Genomic DNA, 22,627 nt, shown 5'->3' with positions numbered 1-22,627 from the left:
CTGTTAGCACTTACAAAAGGAGGCCGATTAGTGTGGACGGTTTGCTGGTGAAGCTGCTCGTAAGTCCAATATTGGTAGTGCTGGCGGATGCACTGTTTCCGGAAGTGGATTATTCGACCCTCTATTATTCGATCGGCGTCGGCTTTGTACTGGCGCTGGCAGGGTATTGGCTGGAACGGCGGATTCTTCGGCCAGGTACGCTATGGATGAGCACGGCAGGAGACTTTATTTTAGGCTTTGTAATCGTCTATGCCAGTGCGTTTCTTTTGCCGGCAGCCGCTCGCGTAACTCCGATCGGGGCCGGCTTCGTGGCGATATTCTTCGGTGTAGCCGAATATTTGCAGCACCGCTGGCTGATTCGGACAGGCAGGGCTACGGAAGCAACAGAATAGAACGTACCCGGACACACTCATCATGAGTGTGTTTTTTTCTACTGTGCTTTGACAGTCCATTGGGCTCGGGCTATCCTACTGAAAGAAGATAAAAACAGCACTAGGCTGTTTGAGGATTGTGGGGGATCAGGATGAGGGCAATCATATTGGGGGTTGTGGCATCGCTCTTCTTTGCCTCGACCTTTGTGTTGAACAGGGCGATGGAGCTATCAGGCGGCAGCTGGCTATACAGCGCATCCTTGCGTTATTTGTTCATGATTCCCTTCTTGTGGGTAATCGTAGGACTTCGAGGGAAGCTTTTGCCGCTCTGGACGGAGATGAAGGCTCATCCGTGGCAATGGGCATTGTGGAGCTTCGTAGGCTTTGGTTTGTTCTACGCTCCGCTCTGTTTTGCAGCAATCTACAGTCCCGGCTGGCTGATAGCAGGAACGTGGCAGATCACGATTATTGCCGGCTCGTTGCTCGTACCGCTCTTCGGTCAGAAAATTCCGTACAAGGGGCTTCTCTTTTCCTTGCTGATCTTGGCGGGAGTAGCCTTGATGCAGCTGCACGAAGCAGGAGCAGTCGGGGGAAAAGAGGTCTTGTTTGGCATCGTTCCCATCGTAATCGCGGCCTTTGCATACCCGTTGGGAAATCGGAAAATGATGGCTCTCACACAAGGAAGGATCGATGCCTACCAGCGTGTGCTCGGAATGACCTTGGCAAGCTTGCCTTTTTGGCTGCTGCTCGGCATCTGGGCGATGGTGACAGAGGGACCGCCCAGCGGCAGCCAGACGATGCAATCGCTGCTGGTCGCGCTCGCTTCCGGGATTGTCGCAACCGTGCTTTTCTTCCAAGCGACAGATTTGGCGAAAGGAAATGCCCAGCAGCTGGCTGTGGTTGAGGCCACACAGGCAGGGGAGGTCGTCTTCGCCGTCATTCTCGAAATGATCTTCCTCTCTGTGCCGCTGCCGGGTATCTGGTCAAGTGCAGGGATGCTCCTGGTGATCGTCGGTATGGTCCTGCACAGCTATGTATCGGGAAAGCCGGTTCAGAAAAAACGCTCCGCCGCATAGGTGCGGTAGGCAATCGCTAGCTCATTTTTTTGGCGACGATCGCTTCGATCCACTTCCAAGGCAAAAGGTTCTTGGCTGCGATCGTCAGCCTGACGCCGCGGCCCACAGGGTAGCGAAGGCGTGGCTTTGGCGCGGTCGCCGCTTGAACGATGGCAGCGATCACCTCATCTGGCTCCGGTGCTTGCTGAAGGATTTGCTCGACGGATGCCAGCAGCTTCTGCATTTGCAAGGCGTATGGAGAAGAGGAGGAGAGGGCAGTTTGCTGCAGTCCCTTTTCCCAAATGGAGGTGCGGTACGATCCTGGCTCAATGAGCATGACATGAATGCCAAAGGGCAGGAGCTCAAGCCGCAGGGATTCACTGAAGCCTTCTACCGCGTGCTTGGAAGCAGCGTAGGGGCCAAGTCCTGGGAAGCCAAAGCGTCCGCTGATGCTGCTGATGTTGATGATCCTGCCGCGCCGCTGCTCTCTCATATAGGGCAGTACAGCACGCGTGACATCGATGAGGCCGAAAACATTGACATCGAACTGCTTGCGCCATTCCGCGGAGGGCAGCTCTTCCGCAAAGCCTCCGCAGGCATACCCTGCATTATTGACCAGCAAATCGATCTGTCCGTGGCGAGAGATCACCCCTGTGATGGACTCTTCGATTTGCTGTGGAGAAGTAACATCCAGGGAAATCACTTCCATATGTTCTGCTGCTATATGCATTTTTGCGATTTTGTCAAGGGGTCCTCTCTTCGACACATCTCGCATGGATGCAATTACCGTATACCCGGTCTTGACTAATGCGCAAGAAGCGTACATACCAAACCCGCTGGAGGCACCAGTAACTAGTGCTATAGGCCTTTTTTGCATGGTTTTCTCCTTTTTCCTACCAAATCAGGACTTATTTAACTCGAAAGTTCACAAATTTGTTCATAAATTTGTTAACAAAATGATAACAAACAGCCTTTAGATTAAGGAAAATTTATGTATACTTAAATGGTTACCACGCGCGGGTAGAAGTCTGCAAACCTTTACTCTATTTGTTTGTTTTTGGAATGGCTGCTAATACTTTTCGTACTTGGGCATCATATTTGTGGAAAGTAAAAGAGAGCCATCCTTGCAAGTAAAAGAGTACGAAAACTTCTAGTTGCAAGCGTGGCTAGAACGTTACCAACACGAAGAAAGAGGGGTTCTTGGGTATGAAGGGTTGGCAACAGTTTTGGCGTCAGCTTTCAGTGTTTGGTCTTCTGGCGCTGGCATTAACCGGTTGTGGCAGAGAAGAGCTCTCCACGCTCCAGCCATCCGGTCCGGTTGCAGCGATGCAGTTTGACCTGATGAAGCTGTCCTCCGCTATCATGATCGGCGTTTTTATTGTCGTTATGCTGATCTTCACGTACGTCCTTATCCGATACCGTAAGCGTCCGGGACAGCAGGGAATTCCGAAACAGGTGGAAGGCAATCATGCACTCGAAATTCTTTGGACAGTAATTCCATTCCTGCTTCTGATCGTTATGGCGGTCCCTACCGTTACGACCGGTTTCGAGCTTCACAAGACGTATCCAAAAGAGGAAGCGCTTCAAGTGAAAGTAACGGCGCATCAGTTCTGGTGGGAATTTGAATATCCAGACCTCGGTGTAGCTACCGCGCAAGACCTGGTTCTGCCAGTAGGGAAGAAAGTGCAATTTACCGTAACATCAGCTGACGTGATGCACGCATTCTGGATTCCTGCTCTGGGCGGTAAAATCGATACCAACCCGGGTCAGGAAAACAAAATCTGGCTGCAAGCTGATAAAACAGGCATTTTCTACGGAAAATGTGCGGAGCTCTGTGGAGCGTCCCATGCCTTGATGGACTTCAAGGTGGAAGTAATGGATCAAGCTGCATTTGACAGCTGGTCAAAAGGCATGAAGGGCGTTCAAGCTGCTGAGCCAGTTGCTGCTAGCGCTGCAAGTGCTGCTCAAGGTCAAGAAATCTTCAACAAGAGCTGCCTCGGATGCCATGCTGTAGCTGGTAAAGGCGGTAAAATGGGTCCTAACCTGACCAACTTTGCTGATCGTGAGCGTGTAGCGGGTATTCTTGCCCACACACCTGAGAACGTTGCAGAGTGGCTGAAAGATCCGCAAAAGGTGAAGCCAGGCAACAACATGCCAAACCTGAACCTGGATGATGCGCAAACGAAGGCGCTCGTGGATTATTTGCAAACACTCAGCGTGAAGTAAGATTTGTAAAGAAATTACCCGTCATAGGCAGTGACGCTTAAAAGGAGGTAAACCTGTGTCTGCACATGCTTCTCACGCACCAAAGCGCTCAGGGCTGTGGGATTGGCTCACGACAGTTGACCATAAGAAAATCGCGATCCTGTACTTGATTGCTGGTGGAATTTTCTTCCTGGCTGGCGGTTTCGAGGCCCTGTTGATTCGTTTGCAGTTGATGTATCCTGAGTCTTCTGTGGTTGGTGCCAAGACGTTTAACGAACTGATCACCATGCACGGAACGACGATGATCTTCCTCGCTGCGATGCCGATCATCTTTGCTCTTATGAACGCAGTAGTTCCTCTTCAAATCGGTGCTCGCGACGTAGCGTTCCCGTTTGTGAACTCTCTTGGTTTCTGGCTCTTCTTCTTCGGGGGAGTGCTGCTGAATACCAGCTGGTTCCTGGGTGGAGCACCTGATGCTGGTTGGACATCTTATACAACTTTGGCTTTGAACCAATTTAGCGGCCACGGCGTAGACTTCTACGTACTGGGTCTGCAGATCGCCGGTATCGGTACGCTGATTGGTGGTATCAACTTCCTGGTTACCATTATCAACATGCGTGCTCCAGGTATGACATTCATGCGCATGCCGATGTTCACCTGGTCCGCTTTTGTTACATCTGGTCTGATTCTCTTCGCATTCCCTGCGATTACAGTTGGTCTGGTTCTGTTGATGTTTGACCGTCTGTTCGGCGGTAACTTCTTCAATCCGGACGCAGGTGGTAACGTTGTCATTTGGGAACATCTCTTCTGGATCTTCGGTCACCCCGAAGTATACATCCTGATTCTCCCAGCTTTCGGCGTTATTTCCGAAGTTATTTCTACCTTTGCTAGAAAGCGCCTGTTCGGTTACAGCTCCATGGTATTCGCAACAGCGCTGATCGGTTTCCTCGGCTTCATGGTGTGGGCTCACCACATGTTCACAACAGGTTTGGGTGCAATCGCCAACACACTGTTCGGTCTGGCAACCATGTTGATTGCGGTACCGACAGGGATTAAGATCTTCAACTGGCTATTGACGATGTGGGGCGGTCAAATTCGTTTCACATCAGCAAACCTGTGGGCAGTAGGCTTCATTCCAACATTTACAATTGGTGGTATGACAGGGGTTATGCTCGCAATTCCGCCAGCTGACTACCAATACCACGATAGCTACTTCGTAGTTGCTCACTTCCACTACGTTATCGTAGGGGGTCTCATTTTCGGGCTCTTCGCGGGTCTGCACTACTGGTGGCCAAAAATGTTCGGGAAAATGCTCAATGAAACATTGGGAAAATGGAACTTCTGGACTTTCTTCATCGGTTTCCATTTGACATTCTTCCCGCAACACTTCCTGGGTCTGATGGGGATGCCGCGTCGTGTCTTCACTTACCTCAAGGATCAAAACCTCGATTTTGGTAACTTTATCAGTACCATTGGTGCATTCGGTATGACGATCGGTACCATCCTTTTCGTGGTAAACATTATCGTTACAGCAAACAGCTCCAAACGTGCTCCTGCGGATCCGTGGGATGGACGTACACTGGAATGGTCGATTCCATCGCCACCGCCAGAGTACAACTTTGCACAGACTCCACTGGTTCGCGGTTTGGATGCATTCTGGATCGAGAAGGTGGCTGGAAACAAAGGCATGACGCCTGCTGAACCACTTGGCGATATCCATATGCCATCTCCATCGTTCCTGCCTTTCATGATGTCGGTTGGTTTGTTCATCGCAGGTTACGGTTTCATGTACCACAACTACGTGGTAGTCGTGATCGGTTTGCTGGTGACATTCGCCTGCATGTTCCTGCGTTCGGTAAATGACGATCCTGGATATCATATTCATGAGGACGAAATCGAGGAGGTGAAGGCGTAATGGCTACACATCACGCAAATGCAGTTTTGCCTGATGAACCGGAAAAAGCCACCCTTGAAGGCAAGAATAAGCTTCTTGGCTTCTGGCTCTTCCTCGGTGGGGAGACTGTACTCTTCGGTTCCTTGTTTGCAACATTCATTGCGCTTCGCGACCAGGCAAACGGCGGTCCTACTTCGCAAGAACTGTTCGACATGCCGCTGGTTGCAGCAGCTACTTTGCTTCTGTTGACAAGTTCCATGACTGCGGTTATGGCTACACTGGCTCTGCACAAGAAAAACCTGAAGCAGATTCAAGTATGGCTGACCATCACGGTTATTCTCGGTCTCGGATTCTTGGGCTTGGAGATTTACGAGTTCATGCATTACGTGCACGAAGGACATAAAATCTCGACGAGTGCGTTCGGTTCCTCTTTCTATACCCTTGTCGGATTCCACGGTGGTCACGTAGCGTTCGGGATCCTCTGGATTATCCTTCTGCAAGTGTCGGCAACGAAAAAAGGCCTGACGGTGGTAACCGCTCCGAAGTTTTACCTGGCATCCCTGTACTGGCACTTTATCGACGTCGTTTGGGTATTCATCTTTACCGTGGTATATCTCATGGGTATGATCGGTGGAAAGGTGGGATAAACAATGGGAGCACATACTGAAGAAGTGCGCAAGCCTAAAGTGAAGCACGACAGTCCGAAACGGCATCTCGTTGCGTTCATCGGTTCCCTCGTACTGACTGCGCTGGCGTTTATCGCAGTGGCTTACGAAGTGATTCCAGTCGGCTTTACCGTACCATTCATCGTGGTTCTGGCTTTCATTCAAGCCTTATTCCAGCTCTTTGTCTGGATGCACATGGACCAAAAGGGTCACGAATTTGCACGAATCAGCATCTTTGCAGGACTGTTTGTTATCCTGCTGGCGATCATCGTGTTCGTATACTGGGTTTGGATTTAGCAGAAAAAGGGTGGACATTCGTGTCCGCCCTTTTTCTTTGGGTGGATACCAACATAGCTGAGGTGGGGAGAAGCAGGTTTCCGATCTGCGCTCCAGCCCATTCCCACCGAACAAGCTCGGTGGCCCCGCGATGAAGGGAAGACTGTCCGCTCCACAATGATTCACGGGGAAGCGGAGTCGCTCCACCTGGAAACCTGCTTCTCCTGCGAGCTTTTGTGGTTTCTAGCAACATGTTTTAAATACCCTCCTTGAGAAGCCCACATAATAAGGCAACTGGGAGATCCAAGGCTGGTCAGGAAGGCGCCAGCCGAAGCGGAATGGAAAAAGAGAAACACGCCCTTAAGCGTCCACCTTTGAGATTCATCCGGAGAGAGCTACTTTGGACGCGGTTTCGCTTTTTACATGGAGCTGGACAGGGATGACCCTCCGCGGGGGACCCAAGAAGCTGGAGCGTTTTCTCCTTTTTCCGCTTCTCCACCACTGTCGGAGCAAATGCGTTTTTCTTTCAGATCGATAATGAACAGAAGCTTTTCTCCATACAGTTGGAGAGGGGCCTTTTTTCGTTTGTCGGACCTTGTCACTTGGAAAAAGGAAAATACTTGCGCCAATTCTGAAGTGTTTATATAATAAAAAATATAACGTACGTTAAAATAACGTTATACTTAATACACGTCACATGATTGAATAATTTCTATAAGAAAGCAGGGATCATGATGGTGAAATTGGTGGCAATCTATCGCAAACCTGAGGATATCGAGGCATTTGACAAGCATTACAACGAAGTTCATGCCCCGTTAGTCGAGAAAATGCCAGGCTTGATCAAATTGGAAGTTAGCAGAATATACGGAACACCGATGGGAGAAAGCGATCTGCATCTGATTGCTGAAATGTACTTCGAATCCAAAGAGGCATTATTGGAAGCGTTGTCATCGCCGGAAGGACGTGCGGCAGGGAAAGACCTCCGCGGCTTTGCAGGTCAAGTGGTCTCCATGCACTTTGCCGAAGTGGTATAAACATGAGCGCGAAACCGTTTGTTGACGAGAGCAAGCTTCACCGGGAACGATACGACGAGATCTGTGAAAGGCTGGTAAATGACCGGTACGCACAATTTCTCGGGATCAAGCTGATAGAATTAGGGGAAGGGACAGCAACCGCAGAGCTGACTGTCCAAGACCATATGCTAAATGCCCACGGAACGGCACATGGAGCGGTGATCTTCTCGCTGGCCGACTTCGTATTTGCCGCAGCCTGCAATTCTTACGGCAAGACCTCTGTTGCGTTGTCGATGAATATCGGCTTTTTGGCAGCAGGCTTCAAAGGCAATCGACTCGTCGCGACGGCAACAGAGGAGAAGAAAAACAATCGTACGGCTTGGTACCGCATCCGCGTCGAAAGCGAAAACGAGTTGATCGCCACACTGGATGCACTGGCGTATCGCAAAAATGAGTACTTCGTTTCTACGGAGGACGAAGCACAACCAAATTAGAAGGTAAGCAGTGGAAAGGATGCCGAATGCAGATGCCAAGGCTCCTTTCACTGTTTTACGTGAGATGACATGTAAACCTCTGTCGAGGCACGAACGTATACGGGATAAGAAGCTTCCTGTTTCTTATCTGAACAAAAAAGGGGACGCAGCGATGACTGAAGATATCCGAAATCGGTTCAACGACTACCTGGGAATAGAAGTCATCCATCGAGATGAGCATGGGTGCAAGGTCGCTCTGAAAATCCGCCCTGAATTGTTCAACAGCATCGAAGGAGTCGTGCATGGCGGCGTGACTTCCACGCTGGCTGATGTAGCGATGGGACATGGGGCGGCACCTCATATCGACGGTGTGCAGCAATGCGTCACGGTAGAGAGCAAGATCCAATATTTGTACCCGGCAAAAGGTGAGCTGCTCGAGGCGCAGTCCACCGTGCTGAAATCGGGCAAAACCTTGATCATCATGGAAGCCCGTGTCACTTGCGATGGCAAGCTCGTAGCAGTAGCGACCGGCACCTACGCACGGACGAAGAAGTCGTAATTTCTTTCCACAAGCACGAAGGAGGACAAAGATGAATCAGGAAACCGTGCGCTTCGAACAGGACGGACACATCGGGGTCATCACGCTCAATCGTCTGGATGAGCTGAACGCATTAAACTACGATACATTGGATCGCCTGGGTGAGATCATCGAGGAGGTTCGCCTGAATTCCAAAGAGATTCGGGTCGTGTTGGTAAAAGCAGAAGGCCGCGCATTCTGTGCAGGAGCAGACCTGAAGGAGCGCCGGACGCTGACGGAGCAGCAGGTACGACGCAATGTGCGTAAGATTCGAGATGTGTTTACGGCCTTGGAAAGACTCCCGCAGCCGACGATTGCCCTGATCAATGGGTTTGCATTCGGCGGAGGATTCGAGCTGGCGCTGGCCTGTGATTTCCGCTATGCGGTGGCCGATGCCAAGATGGGACTTACCGAAGTGAGCCTGGGCATCATACCAGGAGCAGGCGGTACGCAGCGGTTGTCCAGGCTGATCGGGCCTTCCAAAGCCAAGGAACTGATTTTGACGGCTCGCCGCATCACTGCTGCTGACGCATACGAGCTCGGTTTTGTAAATGGCGTGGCAGACGACCTCAAAGAGCTGAATGAGCGGGGGTGGGGCTTGGCGCAGGAGATTCTCGCCAACGCACCGTTGGCCGTATACCAGGCAAAATCAGCAATTGACCGCGGGTCCAGCGTAGACCTGCAAACCGGACTTGATCTGGAAACGATGTGCTATGAAGTGATTATTCCGACCAAAGACCGTCTGGAAGCTCTCGAAGCTTTTCGAGAAAAGCGCAAACCTGAGTTTAAAGGCGAATAACAGCCAGATCCGATACTCAACGAGAACGTAGAAATGAGGGAGCGGTATGATTTTTAACGTGGAAATGGAAACGCTGTCAAAAGAGAAAAAGGCAGAATTGCAACTGAAACGTCTGCAAGAAACCGTAGCACGTGTATATGAACGAGTCCCCTTTCATAGAAATGCGTTTGATGAAGCTGGAGTGAAGCCGCAAGACATTCAGAGCATGGAGGATATCCAAAAGCTGCCTTTCATGAAGAAAACGCATCTGCGTGAGAACTATCCTTTCAATCTGTTCGCAGTGGATATGAAGGAAGTATCGCGGATTCATGGTTCTTCAGGAACGAAAGGCAAGCCAACGGTAGTGGGATACACCAAAAATGACCTGGACAACTGGGCAGAAATCGTAGCGCGTGCCATCTGCTGTGCAGGCGGCGAGCCGGGCGACATTTTTCACAATGCCTATGGCTATGGACTCTTTACCGGTGGATTGGGCCTGCACAATGGAATCGAGCGCATGGGTGCAGTAGCTGTCCCTGTTTCTGGCGGGAACACTCCGCGCCAAATCACGCTGATTGAGGATTTCAAGCCACGTGGTCTGTCCGCAACTCCTTCTTATGTTCTCAATATCGTCGAAGAAATGAAAAAGCAAGGGATCAATCCTAGAGAGACGAGCATCAAGTACGGTATTTTCGGAGCCGAGCCATGGTCTGAGGAAATGCGTGTGCAATTGGAAGAGGCACTCGACATTAAAGCCGTGGACATTTACGGTCTGAGCGAAGTCATGGGACCAGGCGTATCGATTGAGTGCCATGAAGCGCAGAATGGCTTGCACATTGCTGAAGACCATTTCTACGCGGAAATCATCGATCCAAATACTGGCGAAGTGCTTCCGTACGGCCAGGAAGGCGAGCTCGTGTTTACCTCCCTGACAAAAGAGGCGTTCCCGGTGATTCGCTATCGCACAGGGGATATCGCTTCCCTCAATCCAGAGCCTTGCAAGTGCGGCCGCACCACCATGCGCATGTCCCGCATCAAAGGCCGCGTAGACGATATGCTGATCATCCGCGGGGTCAATGTATTCCCCACGGAAATCGAAGCCGTCCTCCTCACTTTCAAGCAATTGGCGCCGCATTACCAGGTGGTCATCGAACGTGATGGAGCCCTCGACCGTTTTGAGGTTCACTGTGAATTGACACCTGAATATCTGAATGAGATTGGGTCTGTGGACAGTCCGGCCTTGTCCGCGCTGGTCAAAGAAATCGGTCATATGATCAAATGCTCGCTGGGAGTATCGGTGGTCGTGCGATTCCTGCCGCCTAATTCCCTCGTCAGAAGCGAGAGCAAAGCGATTCGTGTCGTCGACAACCGCAATAAAGCACAAGCTGCCATCTAAATCTGTCTTGGTTGGAGAAAGGAGGATGAGCACGTGTCTTATGAGTACATCACCACTGGCCGCGAAGATGGGGTCGGTATTGTCACGCTCAATCGACCGAAAATTCTCAATGCGTTGAATTTACAGCTGATCGATGAGCTCGTCGCAGAGTTGGAGCTGCTGGACAAGGATCCGGACATCCGGACGATTCTCCTCACGGGAAATGACAAGGCGTTCGCTGCCGGGGCAGATATCAATGAAATGGCCGAGGCATCGGCGATCGACATCATGAAGCGAAATCAGTTTGCCGTGTGGGATCGCATCTCGCTCATCTCCAAGCCGATCATCGGAGCCGTCAGCGGTTTTGCGCTTGGCGGAGGCTGTGAGCTGATGATGAACTGCGATATCGTCATCGCGTCGGAGTCGGCTGTCATCGGTCAACCGGAAATCAAGCTCGGGGTGATGCCGGGAGCGGGTGGCACGCAGCGCTTGGTACGTGCAGTGGGACTGCGCAAGGCCATGGAAATGCTGCTCACGGGTGATCCGATCACGGCGAAGGAAGCGCTGCGCTACGGTCTCGTGAACCGGGTCGTGCCTGTGGAAGCGTACTATCAGGAAGCCCTCAAGCTGGCCAAGCAAATCGCGGGACAACCGCCGCTCGCGGTGCAGGTCATCAAAAAAGCGGCATACAAGGCGGACGATCTGCCCCTGCAGGAAGGTTTGGATTACGAGCGAAACGGCTTTTACCTGCTTCTCGCAAGTGAGGATCGCAAAGAAGGCATGCAGGCTTTTTTGGAGAAGCGCAGACCCCGGTTTACGGGTAACTAGGAGGCGGCCATGTACGAAACGATTCTTTATGAGGTATCGGAAGGCGTAGCAGTCTTGACTCTGAATCGACCAGACAAGTTCAATGCGTTCACGGAAAAAATGAACAAAGAAATCACAGATGCACTCAAACAGGCGCAGAAGGATGCGCAGGTGCGCTGCATCGTGCTGACGGGAGCAGGCCGTGCGTTCAACGCAGGTCAGGACCTCGGAGATGTCGCAGGCGGCGAAGTGGACTTCGGGGGATTTTTGCGAGATCGCTACAATCCGATGATTCTCCAGTTTCAAAAGACAGAAAAGCCGATCATCGCGGCAGTGAACGGCGTAGCAGCGGGAGCTGGCATGAGCGTCGCGCTTGCTTGCGATATCCGGCTCGCATCTGACAAAGCTTCGTTCGTAAACGCCTTCGTGGGCATTGGACTCGTTCCCGACTCCGGAGGCTGCTACTTCCTGCCGCGGATTGTCGGCATGGGCAAGGCGCTGGAGCTGGCCATGACCGGAGAAAAGGTCTCGGCTGCAGAGGCGCTGCGGATCGGGCTGGTCAATCAAGTGTACCCGGCAGACAGCTTTATGGAGGATGCCATGGCGTACGCTCGCAAGCTCGCCTCTCTGCCTACCCGTGCGATCGGCTTGATCAAGCGGACCATGTACAAAGGCCTGGAAATGAACCTGGAAGAGACGCTCCAGTACGAAGCGTTTGCGCAGGAGGCGGCAGGCAGCACAGAGGATCACAAAGAAGGGGTGGCCGCCTTCATGGAGAAGCGTGCTCCTCGCTTTACAGGCCGATAGGGCAAAGGGAGGTTCGAGATCAGTGGAGAGAAAAACCGTAGGAGTAATTGGCGCAGGAACGATGGGAGCAGGAATCGCTCTCGTCTGTGCCCGCCGTGAGCACCAAGTGTTGCTGCTGGACGCAAACCAGGCTGTGTTGGACAGAGCGATGGGGTATCTGCAATCGATTTTGTCCAAGGACGTGGAAAAAGGGAAAATCAGCGAACAGAAAAAAACAGAGACGCTGGAGAACGTTCAGTTTATTTCCGACTTTGAAAAGCTGGCGGCAGCTGACATCGTCATCGAAGCTGTGCCAGAGAGACTGGAATTGAAGAAAACCATTTTTGGCGACCTTAGCCGCATTTGCAGAAGCGATGCGCTCCTGCTCACGAATACCTCCTCCATTTCCATTACGGAGATCGCGGGAGGACTGCCACACCCCGAACGCATTCTGGGATTTCACTTTTTCAACCCTGCACCGGTCATGCCTCTGATCGAGGTGATTCGCGGGAAGAAATCCAGCGAAGAAAACGTACAGACTGCTTATCGCTTCGCAGAGGAGCTGGGCAAAGTACCTGTACTCGTGACGGACACACCTGGATTTATTGTGAATCGCATTGCCCGCCCGTACTACAATGAGGCACTGCGCATTCTGGGCGACAACGTAGCAAGTGTAGAGAAGATCGACCGGATCATGAAACAGGCAGGCGGGTTCAAAATGGGGCCGTTCGAGCTGCAAGACATGATCGGCATCGACATTAACTTCGCCACGACCCAATCGGTCTACACCGATTTCTTCCACGAAGGACGATTCAAGCCCAGCCGCATCCAGCAGCGAATGGTACAGGCAGGAAGTCTGGGCAGAAAGACGGGGGATGGCTTCTATGACTACAGCAAATAAGACAGTTCTGCTCACGGGGGACAGCCCTCTTCAGGCGGAGCTGCATCAAATAATAACGGCAAACGGCTATCGGGTGGTTTCCCTTGCAGAAGGGGCAGCCGAAGCGGATGCGATCTTTTTAGCCATCGAAGTAAACAATCTCGACTTGGAAGCGAAAAAGCAGCAGCTAAGCGAAATCGATCGCTTGCTGGGGCCTTCCGTTCCCGTCGTGACCACCTCGCTGGCGATTACAGCGACGGAAGCCGCGTCCTGGACTTCCCATCCAGAGCGGGTATGCGGCTTTGGCACTTTGGTGCCTCTGGCAGAGCGCGCGCTGTTTGAGGTGGCGCCTGCCCTGCAGACAGAGGCAGCTGCCCTGGAAGCGACGGTCGCATTTTTCCATTCGCTCGGCAAGGAAACTGAAGTGGTAGAGGATGAGGTCGGTCTCGTATTTCCGCGCATTCTTTCCCTGATCATTAATGAAGCGGCTTTCACGCTGATGGAAAAGGCGGCTACGCTAGAAGACATCGACATCGCGATGAAAAAGGGAACCAACTACCCGTACGGTCCTCTGGAGTGGGCGGATCGGATCGGGCTGGACGAGATCTATGCCATTTCGCGCGGCCTGCAGCGCGACCTCGCGGAAGAGCGCTATCGGACAGCTCCCCTGCTTCGCAAGCTGGCACTCGCCAAGCGCTACGGTGTGAGGAGCGGCCAAGGCTTTTACAGCTACCAGCCAAGTAACGGAGGTGAAGTCTGATGCCAGCAAGGGAAGAAGTCTATGTAGCGGCAGCCGTTCGCACACCGATCGGGAAGCTGAGCGGAAGCCTGAAGAATACGCCGATCGATGACTTGACTGCGATTGTGCTGAACGGCGCGCTTGGGCAGGCAGGACAGACCGGAGAAATAGTAGATGGAGTCATCATGGGGAACGTGATCTCAGCGGGTCCCTTCATTAATATTGCACGTGTCGGGCTGCTGAAAGCGGGTCTGCCGGAAACGGTGCCTGGGCTTACGGTAAACCGCGTATGTGCTTCCGGGCTGGAGGCTGTGAATCTGGCGGCGCAATCCATCCAGGCTGGCCACAGCAGTGTGATGCTGGCTGGCGGGGTAGAAAATCTGACTCGTTCTCCGTACATCATGGAGAAGTTTGAACAACCCTATCAACGCGGCGGGCAGACTTTGATCGAATCGTTCGGAGGCCCGCGTTCGGCACCTGTTTCTCTTTACGGAGAGCTGACCATGGGGGACACGGCTGAAAATGTGGCGGAGCAGTTTGGCATCAGCCGCGAGGATCAGGACCTGTTTGCTGCGGAAAGCCAGCGTCGGGCTGTAGCTGCAATCGATGCCGGACGGTTCCGTGAAGAAATCGTTCCTGTGACTTTGCGTGGGAAAAAGGGGGAAGAGACCCTTTTTGACACGGACGAGTATCCGCGCCGTGATTCCAGTGTGGAATCGCTCGCAAAGCTGCGTCCTGCATTTCGCAAAAATGGCAGTGTGACAGCAGGAAATTCTTCCGGGATCAATGATGGAGCGGCTGCCTTGCTGCTCATGAACAAGCAAAAGCTGGATGAATTCGGTTTGAAGCCGCTGGGCCGCATCGTGCACTTCGCCACTGCCGGAGTAGATCCGCGCATCATGGGAATAGGACCTGTCGAAGCGATCCGTAAACTACTGGCTGAAGCCGACATGACGATCGACCAAATTGACCTGTTTGAGCTGAACGAAGCGTTTGCTTCCCAATCTCTCGCGTGCATGCGCGAGCTCGGCTTGCCGCCGGAAAAGACCAATGTGAACGGGGGAGCGATTGCTTTGGGTCACCCTCTCGGCGCAAGCGGTGCGAGACTGGCAGGTACCATCCTGTATGAATTGCGTCGTCGCAAGCAGCGCTACGGCGTGGTGTCCTTGTGCATTGGCGGCGGTCAAGGACTGGCTACCTTGGTTGAGGCATTCGAATAAAAGACAGCGGACAGGATGGAGGAGAAGACATGAATACACCTGTAATTATAGATGCTCTGCGGACACCGATAGGCCGTATTGGCGGTGCCCTCAAAGACGTGCGCCCCGATGATTTGGGTGCGCTCGTCATTTCCAGGCTGCTGGAGCGCAATGCGATCGATCATGCGAGTATCGACGATGTCATCTTTGGCTGCGCAAACCAGGCGGGGGAAGACAACCGCAACGTGGCGCGCATGTCCTTGCTGCTGGCTGGCGTGCCTGTTGACGTGCCTGGAGTCACGGTGAACCGACTGTGCGGCTCAGGACTTGAAGCGGTCAATCAGAGTGCGTTTGCGATCAAAGCTGGAGCTGGGCAGACCTACATTGCGGGCGGAACGGAAAGCATGACTCGTTCCCCGCTGGTCATGATGAAGCCGGCTACTTCCTTTCAGCGAGGCAATCAGCAGCTGGTGGACACGACGCTGGGTTGGCGTCTGGTCAATGACAAGATGAAAGAGATGTATCCGCCGATCAGTCTGGGAGAGACAGCGGAAAAAGTGGCGGAGCAATACGGCATCAGCCGTGAAGCACAGGATGAGTTTGCCCTGCGCAGCCAGCAAAACTATGCCAAAGCATTGGAAAAAGGCTACTGGGAAGCGGAGATCGTGCCTGTGGAACTGCGTGGACGCAAGGGGGAGGTCACGCTGTTTGACCGTGATGAGCACGCCCGTCCGGAAACGTCGATGGAGCAGCTGCAGAAGCTGAAGCCGGCCTTCCAGACAGATGGCACCGTGACTGCCGGCAATTCCAGCGGTCTCAACGACGGTGCGAGCGCCTTGCTGATCATGGAGCAGGAAGCGGCGTTGGCAGCCGGACTGAAGCCGCGCGCACGCATTGTTGCCTCCGCAGTCGCAGGTGTCGATCCATCCGTGATGGGGATCGGGCCGGTACCAGCGACGCGCAAGGCCTTGAAGATGGCTGGGCTTACGATTGATCAAATCGATCTGTTTGAGTTCAATGAGGCTTTTGCAGCTCAAGCCGTGGCCAGCGTACGTGAGCTAGGTGTAAATCCTGAGCTCGTAAACGTAAACGGCGGAGCCATCGCGCTGGGACATCCGCTCGGCGCAAGCGGGGCACGCATCCTCACTACGCTCTTGTACGAAATGGAGCGTCGCGGTGCCCGCTATGGCTTGGCAGCGATGTGCATTGGAGTCGGACAGGGGATTGCAACGATCATCGAACGGGTATAAATCGATTGCAGGAGGTGACCGATTTGAAAGATGAGCTGCAGCCAGGCACGACAGCTGAATTCACGGTGACGGTAACGCCAGAGATGGTACCTGTTTTTGACGGGGAAGTGATCCACCCCGTCATGTCTACCGTCAGTATGATTTACTACATGGAAAAAGCAGGCCGCTACGTCCTTGTGCCCCATCTGGACGAGCATGAGGAAGGCTCGGGCTTTGCCATTGATATCAAGCACGTCGGTCCTGCCGTCATTGGACAAGAGGTCACCTTCCGCGCGGTTTGCGTGGAGGTGACCGAAAAGCGGGTCATTTGCGAGGTTACGGCAGATACCGCCCGCAACCGAGTGGGAGTAGGCATGTTCACGCAAGCCATTTTTAACAAGGACGAAATGAAGCGGCGATTTCAGCAGTTACAGACAGAAATCGACGAAATGGAAAAAAATATGACAGAATAAATTGACTCTTTATAAACGTTTTAATATAATGACGTAAGAATAACGTTATATAATTATAGCGTCATATGTTCTGGGTCGATTCACGCGCATGCAAAAGTTATGGTACAATTTCACAGCGAATAGGTATGAATCGATCTGGAGGTAGAAAAACGTGAAGCCACAATCCATGCTGTTTACAATTTATGGTGAATATGTCCGTCATTACGGCAGTGAAATCTGGATTGGCAGTCTGACCAAGCTCATGGGAGAGTTCGGATTGTCAGAACCAGCTGTCCGCGCCGCGATTTCTCGGATGCTTCGCCAAGGCTGGCTGGAGTCACGGAAAGTAGGGAACCGCAGCTTTTATTCGGTTTCCGAGCGTGGCAAAAAACGGCTGGAGGAGGCGGCAGCGAGGATCTACAAGGTGGAAACAGGTGTCTGGGATGGCAAGTGGTGCATGGTGAGCTACAACATCCCGGAGGAGCGCAGAGCACTGCGTGATCAGCTGCGCAAAGAGCTTGGATGGATGGGCTTCGGTATGCTGACGACGAGCACCTGGATCAGCCCCAACAATTTGGTTGATCCCATCAAGGAATTGACGGAGTCACAGGAAATTACGGAGTTTGTGGAAGTTTTCTGGGCGGAGCATGCAGGCTGGAGCGATCCCAAGCAGCTGGTACAAAAATGCTGGAATATCGACGAAATCAATGACAAGTACAGAGAATTTATCGATACATACCGCACGGAGTACGAAGAATTAGCAGAGAGTGTGCGCCAAAACAAGGAAGTTCCCGATAGCCTCTGCTTCGTGAATAAAACCAAGCTGGTCCATCAGTATCGGAAGTTTTTGTTCATCGACCCTGATTTGCCTCAGGAATTGTTGCCACAGCTATGGCTGGGAAAAGAAGCAGACGAGCTTTTCCAAAACTATTATCAATTACTGAATCCCGGGGCTGTCCGATTCTTTGAGACCGTGTATGAAGCAGCGCCAGAAAAGTAGGCGCGTGAGCCAGACAGGAAACAGCCCTAGTAGTAGCTAGGGCATTCATTCTCTTTTATTTTTCCATTAATTAAAATGTAAGCGTTTTAAATGGTAATTGGCAGAAAGGTAAAGGGGGTACAGCACGAACATGACAGAATTGCTCCAGTATGTTGCGAATGGCTTGGTCAGCGGCGGCATTTATGCCATCGTCGCAGTAGGATTCATCACGATCTACAACGTCAGCAAAGTGATCAATCTGGCACAGGGCGAATTTTTGATGCTGGGTGGAATGGTCACGGTAGCCATGATCGGAATGAATGTCCCGTACGCACTGGCCGCTCTGTTGGCGATCCTGATTGTCACGCTGATCGGGGTCATGATGCAGCGATATGTAATTGCTTATGTAAAGAAAGCGAGCCCGATCAGCTTGATCATCTTAACGATCGGAATTTCTACGTTGATCCGCGGCCTGGCGAGCTTCATTTGGGGGAAGGATGCATACGCACTCGATCCGATCACCAGCAACCAGCCGATTTCACTGGGAGGCGTCAACATCGCGCAGCAAAGCATCTGGATTTTAGCTGCCGTCCTGATCATTCTGTTCCTGCTGTGGTATCTGATGGACAGAACGATGCTCGGCAAAAAGATCAACGCCTGCTCAGTCAATCCGATGGCAGCGCGATTGATGGGAATCAGCCCGGCCAAGATGAGCATGCTCGCCTTTGGGATCAGTGGTGCGACTGGAGCGATCGCCGGCATTGTGATCGCACCGCTCAGTGTAACCTCGTACGATATCGGAGTGTTGCTCGGCATCAAAGGGTTTTCGGCAGCAATCCTGGGCGGTCTGGGAAATCCGCTGGGTGCAGCAGTCGCCGCGTTTATTCTCGGGATTGTCGAGTCGCTTGGGGCAGGTTACATCAGCTCCGGGATGAAAGATGCCATTGCGTTTCTGGTGTTGATCGCCATGCTGTTGGTTAAGCCATCCGGCATTTTTGGAGAACGCAGCGTAGGGAAAGGAGGGCTATGATGAAGCAACTGTTTGGTAAATGGGGGAAGGGCCTCGGCATCTATTTGGCACTTATGATTCTCTTTCCGTTTGTGATGCCGGACGAATACTACCGCTCCGTTGGGATTGTCATCGGCCTCCATGCGATCGTCTCCATCGGATTGTGTCTGGTGATGGGGCTCGCAGGGCAAATTTCTCTGGGACAAGCAGCGTTCTGGGGAATAGGTGCTTACACATCCGCTGTATTGACCACCAAGTTCGGTTTGACACCGCTGCTCGGGCTCATCGCCTCCGCCATTGTTCCGGCATTGTTCGCCTTTATCCTGGGGAGAGCGATCGCAGGCTTGCAGGGCTACTATCTGGCGATGGCGACCCTCGCGTTTGGGTACATCGTACAGATCGGGATATCAGAGTGGGAGCCGGTCACAGGCGGTGCGAGCGGAATGATCAGCATTCCCAAGATCGCGTTTTTCGGAGACAGCGAGCTGTCGATGTACTACCTGATCTGGGGAATCGTCACCTGTGTGCTGCTCTTCTCGCTCAACCTGATGCACTCCCGGATCGGACGGGCCTTCCGCGCGATTCACAAGAGCGAGATTGCCGCGACGTCGATGGGAGTGGATGTTAGAAAATTCAAACTAAACGCGTTTGTCGTCAGCGGCATGTTCGCTGGAATCTCTGGCGGTCTGTACGCACACTACATGGGCATTCTCGATCCGCAGCCGTTCGGCATGCACGAGTCGATCAAGTTTTTGACCATGGTCGTCATCGGCGGGATGACGAGCATCTGGGGAGCACTGATCGGTGCTTTGCTCATCGGGTTTATCAGTGAGGGACTTGTCCTTCTGAGCGAAGTGGTGCCGGGACTGCAGGGAGATGTAGATACCATCGTGTTCGGTGCCATTTTGGTGCTGATCGTGATGTTCATGCCAGAGGGACTGGTACCGCGCATCCGTTCGATGTATGAAAAGGCGCAAGCGAAAAAAGCACCGGCGAAAACGGAGCAGCGAATGGAGGGGAAGGCGGCGACATGACGACTCTGCTAGAGGTACAAGACCTTTCTCGCGATTTCGGCGGCGTACGCGCAGTGAATCGCGTCGATTTTCAGGTGCGGCAGGGAGAAATCCTCGCCTTGATCGGCCCCAACGGTGCAGGAAAAAGCACGGTGCTCAACATGGTATCTGGAGTCATCCCGCCATCGGAAGGGGAAATTCGCTTTGACGATCAGCCGATGAGCCGTGTGCCTGGCTATGAATACGCGAAACGCGGGATCACCCGAACCTTTCAAAACCTCCAAACCTTTGACGATATGACCGTCCTGGAAAACGTCATGGTGGGCATGCATACCAAGACAAAAGCGAGCCTGTTTTCTTGCGGGATGAGTCTTGGGAGCGCGCGTCGGGAAGAGCAAATCATGCAGGCGCGGGCAGGGGCATGGCTGGAAAAGGTCGGACTCGGATCGCTGTCTGCGTGGCAAGCGGGAAGTCTGCCTTACGGTAAGCTTCGCCTGATGGAAATCGCCCGAGCGATGGTCGCGGAGCCGAGGCTGCTGCTGCTCGATGAACCTGCTGCTGGCTTGAATCATACCGAGACAGCGGAAATGAGCCGCATGTTTCAGGAGATCCGCGAAAACGGAACGGCGATCCTGCTGGTCGAGCATGACATGGATATGATCATGACGATTGCCGATCGCATCGTCGTCCTCGATCAAGGCAGCAAGATTGCGGAAGGAACCCCGCGCGAAATACAGGAAAATCCGCGTGTCATTGCGGCTTACCTGGGGACAGAAGAACAGGAAGACAGTCGGGGGTGAGAGGATGGGAAAAGCAATATTGCGTGTAGAAAGCATGAGGGCGCGTTACGGCCCCGTCGAAGTGCTGCACGGAATTGACCTCAAGGTAAACGAAGGGGAGATCGTATCGCTGCTCGGGTCCAACGGGGCTGGCAAGACCACTCTGCTGAACTGCATATGCGGCCTGCACGGAGCAAAAGATGGCAAGGTGTGGCTGAAGGACCAGGAGATTACCCGCGTCCCGGCCGAGCTTGTAGTGACGCGAGGGATGGCGCATGTGCCCGAGCGCAGACAGATCTTTTCCACGCTGACCGTCGAAGACAATCTGTGGCTGGGGGCTTCTCACCGGATGCCCAAGACGAGCAAGCGAGAAATCGCCAAAGAAATGGCGACGGTGTACGAACGTTTCCCGATCCTGGCTGAGCGCAAATGGCAGCTCGGAGGAACGCTGTCAGGGGGTCAGCAGCAGATGCTGGCGATCGGCAGGGCCTTGCTATCCCGACCGCAGCTGCTGCTTTTGGACGAGCCCTCGCTTGGCCTCGCTCCCCTGATTGCCAAAGAGATTCTGGCAATCGTACAGGAGATCCGCTCACAGTGGGGGACGACGGTTCTGCTGGTTGAGCAAAATGCCCGGGCGGCGCTGGCGATCTCAGACAGAGCGTACGTGCTCTCGACGGGAACCGTCATGCTGGAAGGCACAGCCGAGATGATCAAGAGCGATCCACGCGTGCAATCTGCCTATTTGGGACATTCCCATGAAGCGGTTTGACAATAACACAGACAAAGAAATAACGAATCGAGGGGGTTTTTCCATGAACAAACGACAAAAGACCAAATGGCTTTACCCGATTGCGCTGGCGTCCATGGTTTTGCTCAGCGCCTGTGGAGGCGGTGCCAAGCCTGCAGCTGAAGCGGGGGGAGGACAACCTGCCGCATCGGGACAAGCGGCGGAAGCAGGCAGCAAAGAGCCGATCAAGATAGGCGCCGTGTTTTCCATGACAGGTCCGAACAGCCCGCTCGGCGTTCCAGAAAAGCAAGCGGTGGAAATGCTCGTAAAAGAAATCAACGGCGCTGGCGGCGTGGACGGACGTTCGGTTGAAGTCGTCTTTGAAGATGACAAATCGGATAACACGGAAGCAGTCAAAGCGATCAAGAAGCTCGTATCCAAAGAAAAGGTCGTGGCAGTCCTCGGGTCTTCCGGCAGCGGTCCATCCCTCGGCATGGCAGAATTCTCCCAGGCTGAAAAGATTCCGCTGATCTCCATGGCAGCTGCTGACCAGATCACGAATCCGGTGCGTGCGGGTATCTTCAAAACGCCGCATACCGACGTTCACGGAACCAAGCGCATCTATAAATATCTGAAGGAAAAAGGCATTACCAAGATTGCGATGCTCAACGACAGCAATCCGTATGGCAGCGGATGGACACAGCAATTGAAGAAATACGCTCCTGAATACGGCATTACGATCGTAGCAGAAGAGAAGTACGGAACCAAAGATCCGTCCATGAGCTCCCAATTGACCAAGATCAAAGGGACAGATGCGCAGGCGCTGATCGTAGCGGGAACCAATCCTGGGCCTGCGACGATTGTAAAAGAGGCGAAGCAGCTGAACTTCAGCATTCCAATCATCAGCAGCCACGGCTCAGCCAATAGCAAATTCCTCGAGCTCGTCGGAGACGCTGGCAACGGCGTACTGATGGTAGCGGGTAAACTGCTGGTGCCGGATCAGATCGATGCCAACGATCCGCAGGCTGCCGTCGTCAAAAAGTTCGTGGATGGCTACAAGGCGGCTTACAATGTGGAGCCGGATGGCTTTGCAGGCTATGGCTACGATGGCTTGAACCTGATGGTCGAAGGTCTCAAACAGGCTGGCGGCGATGCTTCCAAGCTGGGTGAAGTGCTGGAGAAGGTAAAACACGTCGGGGTAACGGGAGAGTTCGTCTTCTCGGCGGAAGACCACAACGGCCTCACGGAGGACAGCATGATCATGGTCGAAGTCAAGGATGGCAAATTTCAGATTCTCAAATAAAGAACAACAAGGCTGAATCGTGCGACGGCTGTTCTTTCCGCAA

Annotated in this window: 25 protein-coding genes; 24 read left to right on the top strand and 1 reads right to left on the bottom strand. The window is 53.0% G+C overall.

Annotated elements, in window-relative coordinates:
* Positions 1 to 32: 32 nt before the first annotated feature.
* Both JNE38_RS27160 and JNE38_RS27155 read left to right on the top strand, forming a co-directional pair.
* Complete coding sequence (locus JNE38_RS27160; RefSeq protein WP_203354164.1) at positions 33 to 392, top strand: hypothetical protein; 360 nt, start codon at positions 33 to 35, stop codon at positions 390 to 392.
* Between the two features lie 131 nt (positions 393 to 523).
* Positions 524 to 1,447, top strand: coding sequence for a DMT family transporter (locus JNE38_RS27155; RefSeq protein ID WP_203354163.1), 924 nt, complete (start codon positions 524 to 526; stop codon positions 1,445 to 1,447).
* Positions 1,448 to 1,463: 16 nt separating this feature from the next.
* Here JNE38_RS27155 and JNE38_RS27150 read toward each other — a convergent pair whose 3' ends face one another.
* Complete coding sequence (locus JNE38_RS27150; protein WP_203354162.1) at positions 1,464 to 2,303, bottom strand: oxidoreductase; 840 nt, start codon at positions 2,301 to 2,303, stop codon at positions 1,464 to 1,466.
* A gap of 329 nt (positions 2,304 to 2,632) precedes the next feature.
* On the opposite strand from JNE38_RS27150, the gene coxB reads away from it, so the two are divergent.
* The 22 genes from coxB to JNE38_RS27040 all read left to right on the top strand — a co-directional run bounded on the left by coxB (position 2,633) and on the right by JNE38_RS27040 (position 22,584).
* Positions 2,633 to 3,652, top strand: a complete 1,020-nt coding sequence (coxB, locus tag JNE38_RS27145; protein WP_203354161.1) for a cytochrome c oxidase subunit II — start codon at positions 2,633 to 2,635, stop codon at positions 3,650 to 3,652.
* A 55-nt stretch (positions 3,653 to 3,707) separates the two neighbouring features.
* Positions 3,708 to 5,546 (top strand): cytochrome c oxidase subunit I, encoded by a 1,839-nt coding sequence (ctaD, locus tag JNE38_RS27140; protein ID WP_203354160.1) that lies wholly within the window; start codon positions 3,708 to 3,710, stop codon positions 5,544 to 5,546.
* Entirely contained in the window at positions 5,546 to 6,172 is a 627-nt protein-coding gene (locus JNE38_RS27135) for a cytochrome (ubi)quinol oxidase subunit III (protein WP_122923740.1), read from the top strand. The genes ctaD and JNE38_RS27135 overlap by 1 nt, the downstream gene beginning before the upstream one ends.
* A gap of 3 nt (positions 6,173 to 6,175) precedes the next feature.
* A complete protein-coding gene (locus tag JNE38_RS27130; protein WP_203354159.1) occupies positions 6,176 to 6,487 on the top strand; it encodes a cytochrome C oxidase subunit IV family protein in 312 nt (103 codons plus the stop codon).
* 713 nt (positions 6,488 to 7,200) lie between these two features.
* Positions 7,201 to 7,500: an EthD family reductase gene (locus JNE38_RS27125; RefSeq protein WP_203357767.1), complete on the top strand. Its 300-nt coding sequence runs from the start codon at positions 7,201 to 7,203 to the stop codon at positions 7,498 to 7,500.
* A 2-nt stretch (positions 7,501 to 7,502) separates the two neighbouring features.
* The gene (paaI, locus tag JNE38_RS27120; protein WP_203354158.1) at positions 7,503 to 7,973 is read left to right on the top strand and encodes a hydroxyphenylacetyl-CoA thioesterase PaaI; all 471 of its coding nucleotides are present in this window, start codon (positions 7,503 to 7,505) and stop codon (positions 7,971 to 7,973) included.
* 151 nt (positions 7,974 to 8,124) lie between these two features.
* Positions 8,125 to 8,511 (top strand): PaaI family thioesterase, encoded by a 387-nt coding sequence (locus JNE38_RS27115; RefSeq protein WP_203354157.1) that lies wholly within the window; start codon positions 8,125 to 8,127, stop codon positions 8,509 to 8,511.
* A gap of 31 nt (positions 8,512 to 8,542) precedes the next feature.
* The gene (locus tag JNE38_RS27110) at positions 8,543 to 9,328 is read left to right on the top strand and encodes an enoyl-CoA hydratase-related protein (RefSeq protein WP_203354156.1); all 786 of its coding nucleotides are present in this window, start codon (positions 8,543 to 8,545) and stop codon (positions 9,326 to 9,328) included.
* A gap of 46 nt (positions 9,329 to 9,374) precedes the next feature.
* Positions 9,375 to 10,703: a phenylacetate--CoA ligase PaaK gene (gene paaK, locus JNE38_RS27105; protein WP_203354155.1), complete on the top strand. Its 1,329-nt coding sequence runs from the start codon at positions 9,375 to 9,377 to the stop codon at positions 10,701 to 10,703.
* A gap of 33 nt (positions 10,704 to 10,736) precedes the next feature.
* The gene (locus JNE38_RS27100) at positions 10,737 to 11,510 is read left to right on the top strand and encodes an enoyl-CoA hydratase-related protein (RefSeq protein WP_203354154.1); all 774 of its coding nucleotides are present in this window, start codon (positions 10,737 to 10,739) and stop codon (positions 11,508 to 11,510) included.
* A 9-nt stretch (positions 11,511 to 11,519) separates the two neighbouring features.
* Complete coding sequence (locus JNE38_RS27095) at positions 11,520 to 12,296, top strand: enoyl-CoA hydratase-related protein (protein WP_203354153.1); 777 nt, start codon at positions 11,520 to 11,522, stop codon at positions 12,294 to 12,296.
* A 22-nt stretch (positions 12,297 to 12,318) separates the two neighbouring features.
* Entirely contained in the window at positions 12,319 to 13,176 is an 858-nt protein-coding gene (locus JNE38_RS27090) for a 3-hydroxyacyl-CoA dehydrogenase family protein (protein WP_203354152.1), read from the top strand.
* Positions 13,160 to 13,915: a 3-hydroxyacyl-CoA dehydrogenase family protein gene (locus JNE38_RS27085; RefSeq protein WP_203354151.1), complete on the top strand. Its 756-nt coding sequence runs from the start codon at positions 13,160 to 13,162 to the stop codon at positions 13,913 to 13,915. The genes JNE38_RS27090 and JNE38_RS27085 overlap by 17 nt, the downstream gene beginning before the upstream one ends.
* Positions 13,915 to 15,114, top strand: a complete 1,200-nt coding sequence (locus tag JNE38_RS27080; protein WP_203354150.1) for a thiolase family protein — start codon at positions 13,915 to 13,917, stop codon at positions 15,112 to 15,114. Before JNE38_RS27085 ends, JNE38_RS27080 begins: the two co-directional genes overlap by 1 nt.
* Positions 15,115 to 15,143: 29 nt before the next feature.
* Entirely contained in the window at positions 15,144 to 16,343 is a 1,200-nt protein-coding gene (locus tag JNE38_RS27075; RefSeq protein ID WP_203354149.1) for a thiolase family protein, read from the top strand.
* 23 nt (positions 16,344 to 16,366) lie between these two features.
* Positions 16,367 to 16,795, top strand: coding sequence for a thioesterase family protein (locus JNE38_RS27070; RefSeq protein WP_203354148.1), 429 nt, complete (start codon positions 16,367 to 16,369; stop codon positions 16,793 to 16,795).
* 151 nt (positions 16,796 to 16,946) lie between these two features.
* Positions 16,947 to 17,774 carry a phenylacetic acid degradation operon negative regulatory protein PaaX gene (gene paaX, locus JNE38_RS27065; protein WP_203354147.1) on the top strand — a complete coding sequence of 276 codons (828 nt, stop codon included), beginning with the start codon at positions 16,947 to 16,949 and terminating at the stop codon, positions 17,772 to 17,774.
* A gap of 130 nt (positions 17,775 to 17,904) precedes the next feature.
* Positions 17,905 to 18,783: a branched-chain amino acid ABC transporter permease gene (locus tag JNE38_RS27060; RefSeq protein WP_203354146.1), complete on the top strand. Its 879-nt coding sequence runs from the start codon at positions 17,905 to 17,907 to the stop codon at positions 18,781 to 18,783.
* The gene (locus tag JNE38_RS27055; protein WP_203357766.1) at positions 18,783 to 19,796 is read left to right on the top strand and encodes a branched-chain amino acid ABC transporter permease; all 1,014 of its coding nucleotides are present in this window, start codon (positions 18,783 to 18,785) and stop codon (positions 19,794 to 19,796) included. The genes JNE38_RS27060 and JNE38_RS27055 overlap by 1 nt, the downstream gene beginning before the upstream one ends.
* Positions 19,793 to 20,575: an ABC transporter ATP-binding protein gene (locus JNE38_RS27050; RefSeq protein ID WP_203354145.1), complete on the top strand. Its 783-nt coding sequence runs from the start codon at positions 19,793 to 19,795 to the stop codon at positions 20,573 to 20,575. The genes JNE38_RS27055 and JNE38_RS27050 overlap by 4 nt, the downstream gene beginning before the upstream one ends.
* A gap of 4 nt (positions 20,576 to 20,579) precedes the next feature.
* The gene (locus tag JNE38_RS27045) at positions 20,580 to 21,323 is read left to right on the top strand and encodes an ABC transporter ATP-binding protein (RefSeq protein ID WP_203354144.1); all 744 of its coding nucleotides are present in this window, start codon (positions 20,580 to 20,582) and stop codon (positions 21,321 to 21,323) included.
* Positions 21,324 to 21,366: 43 nt separating this feature from the next.
* Entirely contained in the window at positions 21,367 to 22,584 is a 1,218-nt protein-coding gene (locus JNE38_RS27040; RefSeq protein ID WP_203354143.1) for an ABC transporter substrate-binding protein, read from the top strand.
* Positions 22,585 to 22,627 lie beyond the last annotated feature (43 nt).

The organism is Brevibacillus choshinensis (genome assembly GCF_016811915.1).
GTDB classification, from domain to species: domain Bacteria; phylum Bacillota; class Bacilli; order Brevibacillales; family Brevibacillaceae; genus Brevibacillus; species Brevibacillus choshinensis_A.
Note: the sequence above shows the minus strand (reverse complement) of the source record. Positions and strands in the feature narration are given on the sequence as shown.